Annotated in this window: 22 protein-coding genes; 19 read left to right on the plus strand and 3 right to left on the minus strand. The window is 68.2% G+C overall.

Annotated features, from left to right (window positions below):
* Window positions 1–42 precede the first annotated feature (42 nt).
* Genes QA802_RS07975 through QA802_RS08045 form a run of 15 tightly spaced genes read left to right on the plus strand, consistent with a single transcriptional unit; the run spans window position 43 to window position 11359 of the window.
* Window positions 43–927 (plus strand): hypothetical protein, encoded by an 885-nt coding sequence (locus tag QA802_RS07975; protein ID WP_334519295.1) that lies wholly within the window; start codon window positions 43–45, stop codon window positions 925–927.
* A gap of 12 nt (window positions 928–939) precedes the next feature.
* On the plus strand, window positions 940–1611 hold the full coding sequence (locus QA802_RS07980) for a hypothetical protein (protein ID WP_319171868.1): 672 nt from the start codon (window positions 940–942) through the stop codon (window positions 1609–1611).
* Between the two features lie 45 nt (window positions 1612–1656).
* Window positions 1657–2415 (plus strand): hypothetical protein, encoded by a 759-nt coding sequence (locus QA802_RS07985; protein ID WP_334519298.1) that lies wholly within the window; start codon window positions 1657–1659, stop codon window positions 2413–2415.
* A 1-nt stretch (window position 2416) separates the two neighbouring features.
* Window positions 2417–2923 (plus strand): hypothetical protein, encoded by a 507-nt coding sequence (locus tag QA802_RS07990; protein WP_334519301.1) that lies wholly within the window; start codon window positions 2417–2419, stop codon window positions 2921–2923.
* A gap of 16 nt (window positions 2924–2939) precedes the next feature.
* Entirely contained in the window at window positions 2940–3329 is a 390-nt protein-coding gene (locus tag QA802_RS07995) for a hypothetical protein (protein ID WP_319171865.1), read from the plus strand.
* Between the two features lie 44 nt (window positions 3330–3373).
* A complete protein-coding gene (locus QA802_RS08000; RefSeq protein ID WP_334519304.1) occupies window positions 3374–3853 on the plus strand; it encodes a hypothetical protein in 480 nt (159 codons plus the stop codon).
* A 17-nt stretch (window positions 3854–3870) separates the two neighbouring features.
* Window positions 3871–4080 carry a hypothetical protein gene (locus QA802_RS08005; protein WP_319171863.1) on the plus strand — a complete coding sequence of 70 codons (210 nt, stop codon included), beginning with the start codon at window positions 3871–3873 and terminating at the stop codon, window positions 4078–4080.
* Complete coding sequence (locus QA802_RS08010) at window positions 4077–6854, plus strand: coiled-coil domain-containing protein (protein WP_334519307.1); 2778 nt, start codon at window positions 4077–4079, stop codon at window positions 6852–6854. The genes QA802_RS08005 and QA802_RS08010 overlap by 4 nt, the downstream gene beginning before the upstream one ends.
* A 1-nt stretch (window position 6855) precedes the next feature.
* Entirely contained in the window at window positions 6856–7611 is a 756-nt protein-coding gene (locus QA802_RS08015; RefSeq protein ID WP_334519309.1) for a hypothetical protein, read from the plus strand.
* Between the two features lie 3 nt (window positions 7612–7614).
* On the plus strand, window positions 7615–8226 hold the full coding sequence (locus QA802_RS08020) for a hypothetical protein (protein WP_319168971.1): 612 nt from the start codon (window positions 7615–7617) through the stop codon (window positions 8224–8226).
* A gap of 13 nt (window positions 8227–8239) precedes the next feature.
* A complete protein-coding gene (locus QA802_RS08025; protein WP_334519315.1) occupies window positions 8240–9121 on the plus strand; it encodes a hypothetical protein in 882 nt (293 codons plus the stop codon).
* A 46-nt stretch (window positions 9122–9167) separates the two neighbouring features.
* Entirely contained in the window at window positions 9168–9503 is a 336-nt protein-coding gene (locus tag QA802_RS08030; protein ID WP_334519318.1) for a hypothetical protein, read from the plus strand.
* 18 nt (window positions 9504–9521) lie between these two features.
* The gene (locus QA802_RS08035; RefSeq protein ID WP_334519321.1) at window positions 9522–10031 is read left to right on the plus strand and encodes a hypothetical protein; all 510 of its coding nucleotides are present in this window, start codon (window positions 9522–9524) and stop codon (window positions 10029–10031) included.
* 30 nt (window positions 10032–10061) lie between these two features.
* Window positions 10062–10310, plus strand: a complete 249-nt coding sequence (locus QA802_RS08040; protein WP_334519324.1) for a hypothetical protein — start codon at window positions 10062–10064, stop codon at window positions 10308–10310.
* Window positions 10307–11359: a glycosyltransferase family protein gene (locus QA802_RS08045; RefSeq protein ID WP_334519327.1), complete on the plus strand. Its 1053-nt coding sequence runs from the start codon at window positions 10307–10309 to the stop codon at window positions 11357–11359. The genes QA802_RS08040 and QA802_RS08045 overlap by 4 nt, the downstream gene beginning before the upstream one ends.
* A gap of 326 nt (window positions 11360–11685) precedes the next feature.
* Here the strand turns inward: QA802_RS08045 and QA802_RS08050 are convergent, their stop codons facing one another.
* Window positions 11686–12087, minus strand: coding sequence for a WhiB family transcriptional regulator (locus tag QA802_RS08050; protein ID WP_334519330.1), 402 nt, complete (start codon window positions 12085–12087; stop codon window positions 11686–11688).
* A gap of 419 nt (window positions 12088–12506) precedes the next feature.
* On the opposite strand from QA802_RS08050, the gene QA802_RS08055 reads away from it, so the two are divergent.
* From QA802_RS08055 to QA802_RS08065, 3 genes are read left to right on the plus strand one after another with little or no spacing between them, the layout of a single operon-like run.
* The gene (locus QA802_RS08055; RefSeq protein WP_334519333.1) at window positions 12507–13367 is read left to right on the plus strand and encodes a hypothetical protein; all 861 of its coding nucleotides are present in this window, start codon (window positions 12507–12509) and stop codon (window positions 13365–13367) included.
* Window positions 13364–13750 carry a hypothetical protein gene (locus QA802_RS08060; protein ID WP_319168982.1) on the plus strand — a complete coding sequence of 129 codons (387 nt, stop codon included), beginning with the start codon at window positions 13364–13366 and terminating at the stop codon, window positions 13748–13750. The genes QA802_RS08055 and QA802_RS08060 overlap by 4 nt, the downstream gene beginning before the upstream one ends.
* A gap of 16 nt (window positions 13751–13766) precedes the next feature.
* On the plus strand, window positions 13767–14057 hold the full coding sequence (locus QA802_RS08065) for a hypothetical protein (protein ID WP_334519336.1): 291 nt from the start codon (window positions 13767–13769) through the stop codon (window positions 14055–14057).
* Window positions 14058–14686: 629 nt separating this feature from the next.
* On the opposite strand, the gene QA802_RS08070 is transcribed toward QA802_RS08065, so the two are convergent.
* Together QA802_RS08070 and QA802_RS08075 are read right to left on the minus strand one after the other, a co-directional pair.
* Window positions 14687–14818 carry a hypothetical protein gene (locus QA802_RS08070; RefSeq protein WP_334519339.1) on the minus strand — a complete coding sequence of 44 codons (132 nt, stop codon included), beginning with the start codon at window positions 14816–14818 and terminating at the stop codon, window positions 14687–14689.
* Between the two features lie 84 nt (window positions 14819–14902).
* Entirely contained in the window at window positions 14903–15448 is a 546-nt protein-coding gene (locus tag QA802_RS08075) for a flavoprotein (RefSeq protein ID WP_334519342.1), read from the minus strand.
* 119 nt (window positions 15449–15567) lie between these two features.
* Here QA802_RS08075 and QA802_RS08080 point away from each other — a divergent pair, with 119 nt between their 5' ends.
* Window positions 15568–16746, plus strand: a complete 1179-nt coding sequence (locus QA802_RS08080) for a helix-turn-helix domain-containing protein (protein WP_319168986.1) — start codon at window positions 15568–15570, stop codon at window positions 16744–16746.
* The last annotated feature ends 47 nt before the right edge of the window (window positions 16747–16793 follow it).

Consider the following 16793-nt stretch of genomic DNA (forward strand, 5'->3'; position numbering starts at 1 on the left):
CCCTGGACCGTGTCAGCAACCGAGGGAAAGGGGTGAGCGTCGATGGCCGCACGCCAACTCGTCGACCTGCCAGCGGTGTTCACCCCCCTCCCCCATGGGCTGTGGGACACCGTCCAGCACCCGACCGCAGCCGGCCCGCACTGGCAGCAGGGCATCACCTGGATCGAACGGTGCCCTGCCGGCGACACCACATATGACGAGTGCCTCGCCGTCACCGGCACCGGCGGTCCCGCGCCTGCCCCGCCGTCGAAAACCGCGAACGTCGAGCAGACCTCCCGCGGGGCACTGCCGTTCACGGTGTACGCCGAGTTCGAGTGCTCGCCCGTCGGCGTCGCCGAAGCCGAACAGATCGCGTCCGCCGCGCTGGCCCGCGTCGAACAGGCGCAGGTCGAGACCGCGTTCTGGACCGGTGTCGCGGGCGGCCAGCCGATCGTGTTCCCGCACCTGGCCGCCGACACCGAAACCGTAGACGGCGACATCGTCCTGCAAACCGTCGCCACCCCGGTCGTCACCGGCGGCGCGGACATCGCCCAAGCCCTCGGCCTCCTCGAACAAAACCTCGCCAACTGCTACGCCGGACAAGGCCTCATCCACGTCCCCCGCTCCGCACTGCCCACCCTCGCCGCCTGGAATCTCGCCACCGTCGTCGACGGACGGCTCGTCACACCGGCCGGGAACCTGATCGTCGCCGGAACCGGCTACACCGGCAGCGGCCCCGACGGCACCCCGGCCGCCTCGGGAACAGCCTGGATCTACGCCACCGGCGCGGCATGGGGATACCGATCCGACCCCTACGTGTCACGGCTGCGGGACTCCCTCGACCGGACGTCCAACACGATCCGCATGCTCGCCGAACGCACCTACCTACTGGGGTTCGAGTGCTGCCACCTGGCCGCGCACATCACCTTGGGCGTGCCCACCGATTAGGAGTAGATCACCATGGCAGCTACGTCGACGTGCGCGACTCCCATCAAGGGCACGCACCTGCGGGTCATCGCACTGGACGCGTGTGGAGTGCCCGTCACCGGAACCTCCGGCATGGTCGCCGTGAGCTCCGGCTTCGTCCAGGTCCAGATGGAACCGGACTACGAGGACGGCGAAGAGTTCTTCGAGCGGACCGCGTCCGGCGCGCCGTGCGTCAACCAGAAAGACGACCCGACGCTGAAGCGGATGGGGTTGACGGTGCAGATGTGCGAGATCAACGCCTCCCTCATCGCGTACATCATCTCCGCCCGCGAACTCACCACCGGCACCCCCACCACCGGCACTGGCTTCGCTGTCGCCGAAGGCAACCCGACGAACCGGTTCAGCATGGAGGTGTGGCAGGAAGTCGCCGGATCTGGGGCGTGCGACGCGTCCGGGAACCAGCGCTACATCTACCACGCCTGGCCGAACGTCGGCGCAACGAAAATCGGCAACTACACGGTGGAGAACGGCCGGTCCGTGTTCGAGTTCACCTCCGAGACGAAGGCGGCCGCACCGACGTGGGACACCCTCGTCGGCGAGGATTACCTTCCGGCGGGACAGTTCGTCGACACGGACGAGCACTGGGTGTGGAACGTGACCACCACGGCCCCGCCGGCCGCCTCCTGCGACCCGACGACCCTGTAGGGACGCCCGGTGACGGGACAGTTCGGGCCCTGTGCCGATTGGCCCGTGACGTGGACGTGCGACGTGGACACCCTCAACCCGGCGGTGACCGGGGCGGCGGTGTCCATGGCCAGCAGCGTGGTGTGGGCGCTGACGGGGATGCGGTTCGGGACGTGCGAGGTGACGCTGCGCCCATGCCGCCGCGACTGCGGCGGCTCGTTCTTCGACGACTTCGGGCCGCCGTGGACGGGGTCGTGGTCGTATCCGCAGCCTGCGCTGATCGGCGGCCAGTGGTTGAACCTGACGTGCGGCGGATGCGCGGGCGACTGCTCGTGCAGCACGGTGTCGGAAGTTTTGCTGCCCGCCCCGGTCAACCGGATCGTCGCCGTGAAGGTCGACGGGACGCCCCTCGTCACCGGCGCGTACCGGGTGGACAACAACCGGCTGCTGGTACGGACGGACGGCGGCGAGTGGCCGCGCTGCAACGACCTCGCGCTGTCCGACTCGGAGGTGGGCACGTGGTCGGTGACGGCCGCGTACGGCGAGGACATCCCCGACGGGGCAGCGCTGGCCGTGGGCCAGCTGGCGTGTGAGATCGCGAAGGCGGCGGCGGGCGGCGACTGCAAGTTGCCGGCCGGGCTGCAGCAGCTGGCGCGGCAGGGCGTGACGATCTCCTATCCGGATGTGGGTGAGTTGTTCCGGCAGGGGCGCACCGGCTTGTACCTGGTGGACTTGTTCGTCGCGACGTGGAATCCGCACGGCCTGCGGCAACGCTCTCGGGTGTACAACGTGGACCGGCCGACGGTACGCAGGACGGGGACCTGACATGCCGATGATCTCCGGGCCGTTGAAGTGGTACACCGTCGCCGAGACCCTGCGCGCCGCCGTCCACGCCGAACTCACCACCAAACCCGCACGGTCCAGCGTCGTGCCCGGTGCGATTGCCTGGGACGAATGCGACTGCGGCCTCCTCGCCGTGTCGGTGGCGCGAGTGTTCCTCACCGAGACATTCCCCGACGAGTTGGCGCGCCGTGTCGGCAACGGATGCGACGCACCGTGGGAAGTCGCCGAACTCGTCATCCAAGTCGTGCGCTGCGCCCCCAACCCCGACGACCCGATGACCGCCCCGACCACGGCCGAGCTGGACGCCTCCGCGCAGAAAGTCCTGCGGGACGCCTACGAAATGCTCGACGCCGTCTCGGTCAAGCTGTGCCAGATGAACGCCGTCCGCGAAATCTCCGACTTCATGCTGCGCCCCCTCACCGCACAGGGCCCCTCCGGAGGGTGCGTCGGCAACGAGTTGCGGGCGTACGTGTCCCTGCCGAGGAACTGAAGAAAGAGGGGGGCCCGTGTTCACCGTCTCCACCAGCTTCAACCTCGACCGCACCCGCGTACAGCGCATGCTGCGCCTGCCCGGCGGCATGGTCTACCGCAACATGGAACGCCGCCTCCTCCGCGTCGAAGCCGAAGCCCGCCGCCGCGCACCCGGCAGCATGGGGGCCGGGATCCGCTCGCAGATCCAGCGCGGTGCAGGCGGCGACTTCCGCGGCGTGATCCGCTCCACGCACCCGGCAACCATCTACGTCGTCTCGGGCACCCGCCCCCACACCATCCGCCCGGTGCGGGCGAAAGCACTGCGGTTCACCGTGGCCGGCCGGGTCGTGTACGCCACCGTCGTTCACCATCCCGGCACGCGGAAGAATGATTTCCTGACGGAGGCGTTGCGGGCGGCGCTGTAATCGCCCGGAATGATCTTCCGTGGGGGCGGCCTACCGTCACCGCCATGACCGAACTCCTCACCCACGCGAACGGCACCACCGCCCCGCCCGGCACACCCCCGGCACGGGACTTCAGCCGCAAACGCACGTCGCTCGCCTTCACCATCGACGACGACACGTTCGTGCCCGCCACCGCCCTCCCGGGCGACGTGTACGCCGAGTTCGTCACCCTCTACAACAAGACCGGCAGCATCGAGAACTACCAGGAACAACACGACCTGCTGAAGACGGCCCTGCAACTCGCACTCCTCCCCGACTCCTACGACCGGTTCACAGCCCGGCTGAGGGACAAAACCAACCCGATCGACGACGACCAGATGTCCGACGTCGTCCTCTACCTGCTGGAGGCCTACGGCCTGCGCCCTACCCAGCCGTCGCAGCCCTCGTCGGATGGGCCCTCCAGCCCGGCATCTGGCACGAGCTCGACGGACGAGCAGCAGCCGCAGGCATCGACCCCGCCGGCCTCCCCGCCGACCGCTTCCTGAACTGGGTCTACGCGGAAATGGTGCAGCGGATCAGCGACGGCCACAACGAGCAGCCCGGCACCGCCCGTAAGCGGTTCGACGGGCAACTCGACGTGCGCGCCTGGACTACCCCCAGCACTCGCGATGAGACGCCGCAGCCCCGCGACCCGAAGACCCCGTGGTGGTGGGAAGGCGCTGAAGACGCCAGCCAGTCGTTCCTCACCGCGATGGGAGTAAACCTCACATGACGACCCCCGGTAGTGGTGTCATCGGCGACGCCACGATCCGCGTGACCGCCGACACCACGCCGGCCGCGCTCGCACTGCGCGGGTTGACGCGTGATGCGAACGGGCAACTGCGAGACCTCCGCGGCCGGTTCGTGTCCGAGACCCGGCTGATCAACAACAGTCTGACGACGGTCACCAGCGGCAGCGACCGCTTCAAGGCCGCCATCGGCGGCCTGAGGTCGGCTGCGCTGCTGCTGTCTCCGGCGCTCATCCCGATCGCCGTGCAGGCCGCGCCGATCGCGGCGGGTGTGGGTGCGGCGACGGCGGCGATCGGCGCGTTCGGATTGGCGGCCGCCGGGCAGGTCACCGCGATCACCGACGCGGCGGACGCGGAGAAAAAATATCAGGACGCGGTCGACGAGCACGGGGCGACGTCGAAGGAGGCCGCGCAGGCGCAGACGGCGTATGTGCGGCAGATCGAGAAAATGCCGCCCGCGACCCGCACGGCCGCTGCTGCCCTGTCGTCGCTGAAAACCCAGTATCAGGCGTGGTCGGACAGTCTCGCCGACGACACGATGCCGGTGGCGACGAAAACCCTGCAAGCGTTGTCGGCGGTGTTCCCGAAGATGACGCCGCTCGTGCAGGGCGCGTCGACGCAACTGGACCGGTTCGTGACGATCGCCGCGGGGACGTTCGCGTCGCCGGGTTTCGACGCCTTGAACGCCCGGTTCGCACAGTTCGCGACGGGCGCGCTCGCCCGCGCCAATGATGCGATCGTGCATTTCCTCCGCACCGTCGACACCGGGAAGATCAGCGGCGGCGTCAGCGAGTTCATGGACTACGTCCACGCCAACGGGCCCCTCGTCAAGGACACCCTCGCGAACGTGATGCAGGCCCTGTCGAACGTGGCGCGGGCGGCAGCGAACGCCGGGCCCGGTCTGCTGACGCTGGTGAACGCGTTCGCCGGGCTGGTAGCGGCTGTCCCACCGGGCGTGATCACGACGCTGCTGCAGCTGTCGCTGGCGTTGAAGGCCGCACGGATCGCGGCGGCCGCGCTCGGTGCGGTCACTGGTGCGCAGGCGACGGCGAACCTTGCGGCGTTCGTGCGTTCGGCTCGGTTCGGTGGCGTCGCTGCCGCCGTGTCCGGGGTTGCGCAGCAGATGTCGACGCTGCAAAAAGTCGCGGGAAGTTTGGGTGTGCTGGCCGTGGTCGCGGTCGGTATCGACGAGCTGGCGAAGAAGGCGCGCGGTGCGCCGCCGGACGTCGACAAGCTGGCCAGCAGCCTGAAAGCGCTGTCGGTGAACGGCGAGTTCTCGGGCGAGCTGAAGGCAACGTTCTCCGACATGGACGCCTTCGTTTCGAAAGTCGGCAAGCTGCGGGCGGAGTCTGCCACCCTGGAGAAAGCGAAGCCGCTCCTCGCGTTCTCGGGGATCGGCTCGTTCGCTGACACCGCCCTGTCCAAGATCGATGATCTGGTGCGGGGCACGGAGTCCCTGGGTGCGTCGAAGGACGATCTGGCGACGTTCGATGAGGCGTTCGCGCAGCTCGTCAAGTCAGGTGATGCGAAAGTCGCGGCGCAGGAGTTCCAGCAGTTCGATACCGCGCTGCGTAAGACGGGACTGTCCACGGCGCAGATCACAGCCCTGTTCCCGCAGTACACGTCGGCGGTGGCGGATGCGGCAGACGAGCAGAAGCTTGCCGCGCAGTCGATGGGGATCTTCGGGGCGCAGGCGCAGCAGACGTCGGCGAAACTCGAAGCGCAGAAGCTGAGTGCGGACGGGCTCCGCCAGGCGGTACAGGCACTGAACGACGTGAACCGGTCCGCGCTCGGCGGGATGGTCGGCTTTGAAGCGGCAATCGACGCCGCCGGGAAAGCGGCAGCCGAAAACGCGGGCAGCCTCAAAATGGTCAACGGGCAACTCAACCTGAACTCGCCGAAAGCACAGGCCGCAGCAACCGCCCTCAACGACCTCGCCGCGAAAACCGACGCCGCCGCGAGTGCCGCCCGCGAGAACGGAAGCTCCTGGTCGACCGTCAACGGGATCTACACCCGAGGCCGGGACAAACTGATCGCGGCGGCTACTCAGATGGGCCTCACCCGCGAAGAGGCCAAGAAACTCGCCGACCAGATCCTGAAAACGCCGGACAAGACGGCCCGCCTCAGAGGCAACCTCGAAGACCTCCAAGCGAAACTCGCCACGGCAAAGCAGCAACTCAAGTCGGTCCCGGACTCCCGCAGAGCGCAAGTCCGGGCGGACATCTCCGACCTGCAGTACGCCGTGAACCGAGCCAAGCTGGCCCTCGGGCAGCTCCGCGACCGGACCGTGTACATCAACGCCCACATGTACGTCACCGGCACCTCCCAAGCCCGCGCCGCGGTATCGACGTCCGGTGCCGGCCGCGTCTTCGAGTTCGCGACCGGCGGCCCCGTCGGGTTCCCTGCGGGCGGTCCGGTGCGAGGCCGCGGGACGGGCACCTCGGACTCGATCCTGGCCCGGGTGTCCAACGGCGAATACGTCATCCCCGCAAGGCGGGTACAGCAGTACGGGGCCGCCATGTTCGACGACATCCGCGCCGGCACCCTGACCACCGCACGCCCCGCCGCCCCCTCGATGGCGTCACTCGGCGTAGGCGCCAGCCGGCCCGCGCCGGCCGTGAACATCACCCACACCTACCAGATCCACTTCACGAACACGGGCGTCCTCGGCTCCCCGTTCGAAGTGGAGGACTGGCTGACCCGGGCCATCGACAACCTGCACCGCACCGGACGCCTTCCGTCCGCAGTGAGAGGCTGACATGACGGACGGCTACCTGATCGGAATCGACTGGGACAACGACGGCGACTACACCGGCACAGGCGAGAACGTCACCGACGACGTGCTGCAACGCGGTGCGGTCACCTTCCAGTACGGGCGTGACGCCAGCCGGGCTCTCTCACCGCCCCGGGTGGGGGCCATCGGTTTCACCCTGTGCAACGCCGACCGCCTGTACTCGCCGGAAAACCCGGCCAGTCCCATCGCCACCGACGTCTCCCCCGCCGCACGCATCCTGGTCGAGGAAACCATCAACGGCACGCTCTACCCGCTGATGACCGGCCGAATCGACACATTCCAGGTGAACACACGGCGCGGCGACCGGTCGGCACAAATCACCGGCTTCGACGGCCTGTCCCTGCTCCGCGGCAAAAAAATCACCACCGAGGTGTACGCGGCACAACGCACCGGCACCCTGATCGGGATCATCCTCGACGCTGTCGGCTGGACGGAAGCCCGAGACCTCGACGTGGGCGCCACCCACGTCCCGTGGTGGTGGGCCAACGGAACCGACGCCTTCGACCTCCTCACGCAACTGCTGCGCTCCGAGGGCCCGCCGTCCATCGCCTACATCGCACCCGACGGCACGTTCACCTACCGCGACCGCCATCACCGGCTCCTGCGCTCCGAGTCGTTGACGTCGCAGGCCACGTTCCGCAGCGAACCCACCACCTCGGCCTGCTGCGATGACGGAGGCTACGGCGAAGGCGGCTACGGCGAATGCGAATACGGAGGCTGACCCATGACGTTCACATCCATCCCCGCAGGCACCACCGACTGGAACGTCCCCCTCAACGCCGCACTACAGGACTTGCAGGACCAGATCAGTTCGATGGGCTGGCAGCCCAGCGACCACAACCTGAAAGCATGGACGTTCGACCCGGCCATCGCACAGAGCACGAGTGCCCCGGCAACTGGCGTACTGCAACTCGGAAAGATCAAACTTGGGGCGGCAGCATCCGTCACCAACATCATCGCCTCAGTCACCACCGTCGGCAGCGGACTGACCTCCGGCCAAAACTTTGCCGGCCTGTACAACTCGAGCGGGACACGTATCGCCACCACCGCAGACCAGACATCATCGTGGGCCGGCGGCACCGGAGCGAAAACGATGGCGCTGTCCGGCGGCCCGTACACGCTCGCAGCGGGCTCCTACTACGGGGCGCTCCTCTCCGTCGGCACCACGCCGCCCGTCTTCCAGACCGGCCACGCCAGCTCCTCCTCCACCCTGAATGTCGGCCTGACGATCGGCCGCTACCTCACCTCAGGCTCCGGCCTCACCGCACTGCCGTCATCGGTGACGCTCGCCGCAGCGTCCGCCTCGTTCCGCGCCTGGTGGTTCGCACTCTCATAAGAAGGAGGCCAGGGTGGTCGACTTCATCGACCCGTTCGAGTACGAAATCGGCTGGCGCGACATCGTCAACGACGTGCAACTTCCCGTCGGGGAACGCTCCCCTGACCCGGCTATCAGCACCGTGTGGGAGAGCGAAGACACCATCAGCCTGTCCATCGGTGAATCCATTGAGGTCCGCATCGAAACGTCAGACCCGTTCCTCGACGGGCAGCCCATCAGCTCTGCTCTTGGCGACATCATCTCCACCGGCGCGGGCGTCCCCACGATCAGCCTGTCCCGCACCTCCGGCCAGTCCACGACCGCCACCATCACCGCGGTCGGCGGCTCCGTCAACATCACCTACCTCAGGCTGCGGGCACGCTCCCTGCCCGTCGTGAAAACCGTGCTGGTCGCGGCCACCGACTCCACCTCCATCGCCCGGCACGGCGACCGCACCTACCCCGACAGCGTCCCCTGGGCCGGACGCCACGACGCGTTCGCCGTGTCCCAACTCCTGCTCGCCCAATACTCCGAACGCCGCCCGACGATCGCCGTGCGGATCGTGTCGTCGGATCTGACGGCACACCTCGAGGCGGTGACGCGGCAGATCTCCGACCTGATCACCGTCCGCAACGCCGAACTCGGCCTGAACGGCGACTTCTTCATCGAAAACGTGCAGCACACTCTCGCCAGGATGACGGAACAGGGCGACTGCCCAGGGCCGGTGCACTACGCAACGTTCGGCTGCGAACAGTCCGGGATCGTCGTCGCGGACAACCCGTTCCGCTTCGACGTGGTCGGCTCCGGCTTCGACGACGGCGTGTTCGATCCGACCGCCGCCGACAACCCGACCACCGTGTTCATCTTCGATCATGCGACGCAGGGCCAGTTCGACGTGGGGAAGTTCGGCACCTGACCGCCCCGGAACGATCACCCTGTGGAGGGGGGTTATCCTCCGCGGCATGGCCCACCTGATCACCACTCGCGCCCGCGCCCGGGTCAACCACGGGCGGTGGATCGCCGACTGCCCGCGCCCGTACTGCGCCAACGCCATGCGCCTGACCCCGGGGCAGACATCGTTCCACTGCGGCGGCGACGGCGGCTGCCGCATGGTCGCCGAGGTCGACTGGCCCACGGACGCTGACGGGATCTGGCAGGCCCTAGCGGCGCGACCGGTGCCCGGCACACGCAACTGGTACCCGGCGGAACACGTCGAAGCGCTCCGGCTGGGGTTGCCGCACGGACAGAGCCCAGCCGAACTGCAGGACGAGACCCGCGAGCACGAGGGGGTGCTGTAGGTGACGTGGACAGCGCCAATGACTGCGGTAAGTAATTCGGTCTTTACCGCCGCGCAGTTCAATCAGTTCGTCCGCGACAACCTGAACGAGACCGCGCCCGCCAAAGCCACCCAGGCCGGATCGCACTTCGTCGGAACGGGCGTCAACTCCATTGCCGAACGCCTCGGACAGTCCGACCTGATCACCACCTCGCAGACCACAACCTCCACCAGCTACACCGACCTGGCCACAGTCGGACCGTCATTCACCACCACAACGGGCCCACTCGCATGGGTGTACCTGTACAACTCCAGCCTGAACAGCGGCTCGACCGCGTCCCTGATGTCCTACACAGTCTCGGGCGCAAGCAGCGTCTCAGCTCAGGACGCGCAGTCGATCGGTGTCAGTGGAACCAACGGCGGCCGATTCGGCGCGGTCTTCCTGCAGAGCGGTCTGACTGCCGGATCAAACACATTCACCTGCAAATACAGGGTGGGTGGAGGCACCGGAACCTACGCCGACCGCCGTATCGCGGTCTTCCCCCTCTGACCCCCGCCATCTCGAAGGGACCACCCTGGTATGAGCAGCCCACTGGACGGACGGATCCGCGCGATCGCCCGGGAGGAGGCCGGCGCGCTCCTCGGAGTCGGCAGCCCCGACGCGGCGGCAGACGGCGACGGCACCGACCGCACGGCCGAGTTGGAGCGGGAGGTCGCCGCCCTGCGCGCCACGCTGGAGGAATTCGGCGCGCGCCTCGACGCGGTGGAGAAGACCGGCCAGGAGGAGCGGACGCCGACGCGACGCACCCGGAAGCCGTCCGGCGAGTGAAGGTCGTCGTCTACCCCTCCGACCGCTTCGGGTGCGGTTCGTTCCGCGCGATCTGGCCCGGCAACGCGGTCGCTGCAGCCGGGCACGACGTGGAGGTTGTTACGCCTGAGCGGCGGCGTCTCCGGCTGGTCATGGAGGGCGACACCGTGCGGGACGTCCTCCTCGATGAGCCGATGGACGTCATCGTCATGCAGCGGGTCACCCACGCGTACATGGCGCAGACGGTGAGCGTGCTCCGCGCCAAGGGCGTCGCGGTGGTCGTCGACGTCGACGACGACCTGTCGAGCATCCACCCGTCGAACCCCGCATGGCAGGTCCACCGGCCGGGCCACGGCGTGCACTCGTGGCACAACCTCGCCTTGGCGTGCCGGGACGCCACCTTGGTGACGGTATCCACGCCGGCGCTGTTGGACGTGTACGCGCGGCACGGCCGGGGTGTGGTGCTGCCGAACTACCTGCCTGACCACTACTACGGGCTGCCCCGGGTCGACAGTGACGTGATCGGCTGGCCGGGCTCGTACCACTCCCACCCCAACGACCCCGAAGTGGTCGGCGGGGCGATCGCGCGGCTGGTCGAGGAGGGCGCGACGTTCGTGATGCGCGGCGATGCGTCGGGGGCGGGGCGGGCGTTCGGGCTGGCGGCTGATCCGGTCGGTGGCGGGGTGCCGATCGAAGAGTGGCCGACTGCTGTGGCGAGCATCGGAGTGGGGATCGCTCCGTTGGCGGACACGCGGTTCAACGCCGCGAAGTCGGCCTTGAAGGTGATCGAGATGTCTGCCTGCGGTGTGCCGTGGGTGGCGTCACCAAGGGCCGAGTATCAGCGAATCCACGCCATGGGTGCGGGCATCTTGGCGGACCGGCCGCGGACTTGGTACCGAGAGTTGAAGAGGCTGCGAGAGTCACCTGCTCTGCGGCAGGAGATGTCGGAGGCCGGGCGCGCGGTGGCTGAACGGCTCAGGCTGTCTCAGAACGCGTGGAAGTGGATGGACGCTTGGAGTCACGCGTTCGAGTTGCAGCAGGCTACGCCTCGGACAGCGGTCCCGGCGTAGGTGCTCCGGCGCCGCATTCGTTGCACGCGAAGCCGAGCGGAGGTGCGTCGTAGCAAGCCGAGCAGGACGGCTTGCCGAGAAGCGACGAGGGTGGCACGTTGAGGACTTCGGCGGCGGCCATGAGCCAGTCAACCGAAATCTCCTGTCGACCGCCGTTCTCTGCCTTCACGATCCACGTGCGATCGACACGGTATCCGGCGTTGGTCATCTCTTCGGCGAGGACAGCGGCAGTGATGCCCCGTTGCCTCCTGACATCTCGGATACGGCTGACTGCGATATGAGTGACGGGCCTTTGCGTGGGCACTGGCGGTCCTTCTGAGGGAGCGCTACGCCGCGGTCGCGGGTAGCGGTGTAGCGGTGATCGGTTCCTCGCGTACGTCACGAATCCACGAGACTCCGCACCCGAGGCAGAGTTCGTGCGGGTCGGCGTAGACGAGCGCGGTGCCGAGGCAGAGCGGGCACTTCGCCCGGGTGCGTACCCGCCGCAACTGGTTGCGCTGGTAAGTGGTCGTCCCACCCCAGTAGCCCTCCGCGCCGTGCAGCATGGCCCACGCCAGGCAGGCGGTACGCACGTCGCAGGTGCGGCACCACGTCTGCGCTGCGGCGAGACCGTCATCAGTCTCGGTGTCGGGGATGAAGTCGAAGTCGGCTGTGGCGCAGGGCGCATCGTCCTGCCAGTCGGTGCCCTCGGCGCTGATCGCGTCCAGAGTTTTGCGTTCGATGTCCACGGCGGCCGCCCTTCAGGGGCACGGGGTGCCGTCGGCGACGGCCCATACGATGCCGCCGTTGCGGGGACAGTGGCGGATCCGCCCGGCTTTGTGAAGCCGCTGGCAGGAGAGGGCGACGGTGGGCCGGTCGAGGCCGGTCGCCTTGGCGAGTTCACTGCGTGAGCCAACGCCTTGCGTGATGAGTTGGTAGATGGTTTCGTCGCGGGCGGCTACGTGCGGGTCGCGGGGGCGTCCGGGGCGGCGTGCGGTTCCCTGCATCACATGCTCGCATTCAGTTGACCGAGCGGATGAATAACATTATGCATCCGGTTGGGGTGCGCCCGGAATCCGACCACCAAACACCATGTGACACTCCCGAATGAACAACCCCCACCACAGGGCCAGCACCACCCAGATGGACCCCGCCCCAGGAGTCTGAGATGACCAAAACCGGACCACAGAAAATCCCCGGCGCCTCACTCGCCCACTTCTACGGCACCGGCCAGTACTCCGGCTCCGACATGGAAGTGAACTGCGGCGTCGTCCACACCACCGAAGGCCGCACCCTCCCCGACTACAACGGCGGATCCATCGCCCCCACCGTGACCGGCGTACCCGACATCGCAGCAAAGAAGATCCTCTGGTACCAGCACTACGACGTCGACGAGTCCGCGCGCGCCCTCGCCAACAAACTCGGCGGCGTCGAAACGAACACGGCGAACGCCTTCCAGATCGAACTGGTCGGCACCTGCGACGCCACGCACACCACCACCTGGGACGGCAAACAAGCCGGCGTCGGCTACATCTACTGGCCCGCAGCTCCCGACTGGGCGCTCGCCGAAGTGGCGTGGCTCGTGCGCTGGCTGAACGTCAACCACGCAGTGCCCCTCACCTGCGTCCGCGACTGGCTCGCCTACGGCACCGACCCCCGACGGCCCGGCGTCACCCCGGCGTCATACGGGGCGAGCCCGGCCCGCATGACCTTCGACCGGTGGCGGGCCTTCACCGGCTGGTGCGGGCATCAGCACGTTCCTGAGAACGACCACGGCGACCCGGGCGCAATGGACTTCGCCCGTGTCATCGCCATCGCCAAGGGCCAGACCCCCGAGGAGGACGACATGGCACTCAGCGACGCCGACGTACAGCGGATCGCCAAAGCGGTCTGGGACCACGGCATCAGCAACAGGTTCCGCCCCGGGCCCGACGGCAAGCCCCGCACAATCCCCGCCCGCTACTACCTCGAGTGGAACGACTCCCACTTCGACGACACCGTCAAGGCCATCAAGGAGATCAAGGAATGAAGGTATTCGGACGCGAACCGGTCTACATCCTGGCCGTCATCGCCATCGCTCTGAAACTCGCAGCGGCCTACGGCCTCGACGTCAGCGAGAACCAGCAGACCCTCATCAACACCGTCCTCTCCTGCATCGTCGCCGTCGCCTCCGCGATCGTCCTCAAGACTGGCGCGGCCGGCGCGGCGATCCTGCAGCTGGCGTCGGCCGGCCTGGCGCTGTTCGTGGGCTTCGGCCTCGACCTGTCGGCAGAGCAGCAGGCCGGATGGATGAGCTTCGTCGCCGCCGTCCTGGCGGTCGTGGAGCATCGCGAGGTGGAGGCCCCGGTGCCGGTGCTGCCAGTCGAGCAGTCGAGCCCGGTGACGCCCGGCTCGCACGCCGCCACCGTCTGAAAGAGGGAGATAGTTCGTGCCGGATGAGCCGACGCTGGGTGAAGTCGTGCGCCGTTTCGACGAACGCTTTGCCGTCGTCCGCGACGACATCCAGCAACTCGGCCGCCGCATGGACGAGAAAGTCGACCAGCGGATCTACGACCTCCGGCACGAAGCCCTGTCCGCCCGAGTCGGAACACTGGAAACACTGCGGGAGAAGGACAACGAGAAGCTGGTCGCCACCCGACGGTGGCTGATCGGCGCGGTCATCGTGCCACTCGTCGGGATCCTCCTCCCCGTCATCATCCTGCTGACGCGGGGGGCGTGAAGTGGGCCGGATCCAGATACGAGCCGAAGAACGCCGAGGACGACGCGGCGACGTGCTGGTGGTGGTGGCCGCACTGGCTCTCGGACTGGCGTTGGCGTGGATCCTGCTGTCGGTGCAGGCGTTGAACCACGAACTGGAAACGTCGAACCGGGCACGGGACGCTTTGGCCCGGCAGGTGGAACGTCTGGGTGCGACACCGGTGGCCGGACCGTCGGGGAGCCGGGGCGAGCCGGGCGAGTCGGTGACGGGTCCGCCGGGGGATCCTGGGGTGCCGGGCGCGGCCGGCCCGTCGGGTCCGCCGGGGCCGTCTGGAACCCCGGGTGTTGCGGGTGCTACGGGAGTCCCGGGCCCGGTGGGGGCGACCGGGCCGGCGGGAGCAGCGGGGGTGCAGGGCCCGCAGGGCGAGCCCGGTCCGGCCGGCCCGAAAGGCGAGCCGGGGGAACAGGGGCCGGCGGGCGAGCAGGGACCGGCGGGGCCGGCGTGCCCGGACGGGTACGGCTTGCAGGTGCCTGCGTGGGATCCGGACGCGTTGGTGTGCCGCAAGGATGAGGCCCCGCCGGACGATGACGGCGGTGGTGGCGGGTCGCAGGCGTTGGCGTTGGATCCACAACGACGCCAGTACGCGTGACCTATGCCGCTTCGACGACCCCGGCCCGTACCGCCTGCTCCCACTCCTCCAGCAGCAGCCCATACAGGCCCCGCTGCTCCGGACTCAACACCCCACCCGCCTCCCGCCACAGCGCGCGAATCTCCTCGTTCACGATCGCAGCAGACCGCGACGGCCCAAGGCCAGGAGTGGAGGGAGACATGCCCACAGTCTACGAACCGTGGGCCCCCGAAACTCATCACCGTCCCGTGAACCTGCGCTCCACCGCATCCAACACGACAGGCCACGGATACTCCCGAGGCCGCCCCCGACCCGGCGGGTTCGGCACGAACCCGCCCTCCCCGTACAACACCTCCACACCCATACCCCGCAACACGGCGACACTCCGCTCGAACTGCGAGTGCTGCACGTAGGCCGCGTTCACGCACGGCATGGCCACCATCGGAATGCCCTTCCCCACGGCCTCCGCAACGACCCCGACCACGAAGTTGTGGGTGAGACCGAGCGCCCACGCATTGATCGAGTTGAACGTGGCCGGCGCGAACGCGATCACGTCAGCCTTCGGCCACACATCCCGCTGCCCCGGCAGCTTGTACTCCGAACGCACCGGATACCCGGTCACCTCCTGCAAGTCCGGGAGCCGGTCGCCGAGCCACCGATACGCGGTCGGCGTCAACCCAAGACACACGGTGAAGCCCCGCCGCTGCGCGTCCTCAACAACTGCTGCCACATCGTGGACGGGCGGCGCCGCAGACCCAAAGAGATACAGCACAGGAGAACCCATGCCGCCTATCCGACCACATGCAACCGCCCCCGCTCCGGAAGGAGTCGGGGGCGGACGCCTGACGCATGCAATTGCATGGCGCTACCGTTCCAGATGACGAGTCAGGAACGGAGACCAGTATGCCCTCACCCGACGAAGACCACACCGGCACCCGCATCCGCGAGCAGCGCAAACTCGCCAGACTCACACAGAAAGAACTGTCCCAGCGGATCCCCTACTCCCAGAGCCTCATCAACGCAGTCGAACGCGGCGCCCGCGCAGCAAGCATCGACTTCACCGCATCCGTAGCCCACGCCCTACGCATCGACGTCACCGCGCTCACAGGACAGCCCTACGTGACCGAGCTCCAACAGGATCGCCTCGCGGCCCTTGTCCGCCCGATCCGCGAGGCCCTCGACCTCTACGACCTCGACCCCGACCCGACCACCCGCCCCACGCCCGTGCTCGTCGCCGCAGCCAACGACCTCTGCCAGCAGGTCCGCGCCACCCGCCTCCGCAACGCGGCGATCGCACTACCGGACACAATCACCGAACTCACCGCCGCCGCCGGGCAGACACCCAGCACGCAACTGTGGCAGGCCCTCGCCTCGACCTACCGCACCGCCCACGACATCGCCGTCAAACTCGGCTACTACGACCTGTCCGCCGTCGCCCTGGACCGGATGGCGTGGGCCGCCGAACGCGCCTCCGACCCGTGCCTGAGCGCCGTCCGCCAGTACATGCGCGCACTCGTCTACTTCCGTGAGGGCGAGTACCGCATCGGCCGACGCCTCATCACCGCCGGCCTGGCTGCCGTGGATCAGGCACCGGCCGGCCGGGAGGCGGCGGCGGTTCGGGGGCAGATCCACCTCGGCGGGTCCGTCCTCGCGGCGAGGGCCCGGCAGCAGACCGCCCTCGACGATCACCTCGCCGCGGCGGAAGGGATCGCCGCAGAGATCGGTGACGCGAGCAACGTCCACTGGCTTTCGTTCGGCCCGGCGAATGTTGCGATGCACCGCATGTCGGCCGCAGTGGAAATGCGCCGCTACGATGACGCCCTCGACCAAGCCCGCACGGTGAAGCTCCCCGCCGGACTGGCGACGTCCCGGCGCGCGCACTTCCTCATCGACCGGGCCCGAGCCGAAATGGAGACGGGACGCACGGACGCCGCCCTCACACATCTCGTGGAGGCACGGCGCGCGGCACCCGAGCAGACCCGCTATCACCCAGGCGCACGGGAAACGATCAGCGGGCTGGTGCACATCGCGCGCCGGACACCGGACACGCTGTCCCAGATGGCTACCTGGGTCGGCCTGTAGCCACACACAGCGCACACAAATCTGTGTGCGCTAACCCCTTCGCCGAC

It is taken from the genome of Streptomyces sp. B21-105, assembly GCF_036898465.1.
Taxonomy (GTDB): Bacteria; Actinomycetota; Actinomycetes; order Streptomycetales; family Streptomycetaceae; genus Streptomyces.

Excerpts from the sequence above, each read along its gene's own strand:
- QA802_RS08080 (WP_319168986.1), top strand. The coding sequence starts at position 15,568 with ATGCCCTCACCCGACGAAGACCACACCGGCACCCGCATCCGCGAGCAG.
- QA802_RS08060 (WP_319168982.1), top strand. The coding sequence starts at position 13,364 with ATGAAGGTATTCGGACGCGAACCGGTCTACATCCTGGCCGTCATCGCC.
- QA802_RS08035 (WP_334519321.1), top strand. The coding sequence starts at position 9,522 with ATGACTGCGGTAAGTAATTCGGTCTTTACCGCCGCGCAGTTCAATCAG.
- QA802_RS07990 (WP_334519301.1), top strand. The coding sequence starts at position 2,417 with ATGCCGATGATCTCCGGGCCGTTGAAGTGGTACACCGTCGCCGAGACC.
- QA802_RS07980 (WP_319171868.1), top strand. The coding sequence starts at position 940 with ATGGCAGCTACGTCGACGTGCGCGACTCCCATCAAGGGCACGCACCTG.
- QA802_RS08015 (WP_334519309.1), top strand. The coding sequence starts at position 6,856 with ATGACGGACGGCTACCTGATCGGAATCGACTGGGACAACGACGGCGAC.
- QA802_RS08010 (WP_334519307.1), top strand. The coding sequence starts at position 4,077 with ATGACGACCCCCGGTAGTGGTGTCATCGGCGACGCCACGATCCGCGTG.
- QA802_RS08000 (WP_334519304.1), top strand. The coding sequence starts at position 3,374 with ATGACCGAACTCCTCACCCACGCGAACGGCACCACCGCCCCGCCCGGC.
- QA802_RS08005 (WP_319171863.1), top strand. The coding sequence starts at position 3,871 with ATGGTGCAGCGGATCAGCGACGGCCACAACGAGCAGCCCGGCACCGCC.
- QA802_RS08020 (WP_319168971.1), top strand. The coding sequence starts at position 7,615 with ATGACGTTCACATCCATCCCCGCAGGCACCACCGACTGGAACGTCCCC.
- QA802_RS08055 (WP_334519333.1), top strand. The coding sequence starts at position 12,507 with ATGACCAAAACCGGACCACAGAAAATCCCCGGCGCCTCACTCGCCCAC.
- QA802_RS08075 (WP_334519342.1), bottom strand. The coding sequence starts at position 15,448 with ATGGGTTCTCCTGTGCTGTATCTCTTTGGGTCTGCGGCGCCGCCCGTC.
- QA802_RS07975 (WP_334519295.1), top strand. The coding sequence starts at position 43 with ATGGCCGCACGCCAACTCGTCGACCTGCCAGCGGTGTTCACCCCCCTC.
- QA802_RS08040 (WP_334519324.1), top strand. The coding sequence starts at position 10,062 with ATGAGCAGCCCACTGGACGGACGGATCCGCGCGATCGCCCGGGAGGAG.
- QA802_RS08030 (WP_334519318.1), top strand. The coding sequence starts at position 9,168 with ATGGCCCACCTGATCACCACTCGCGCCCGCGCCCGGGTCAACCACGGG.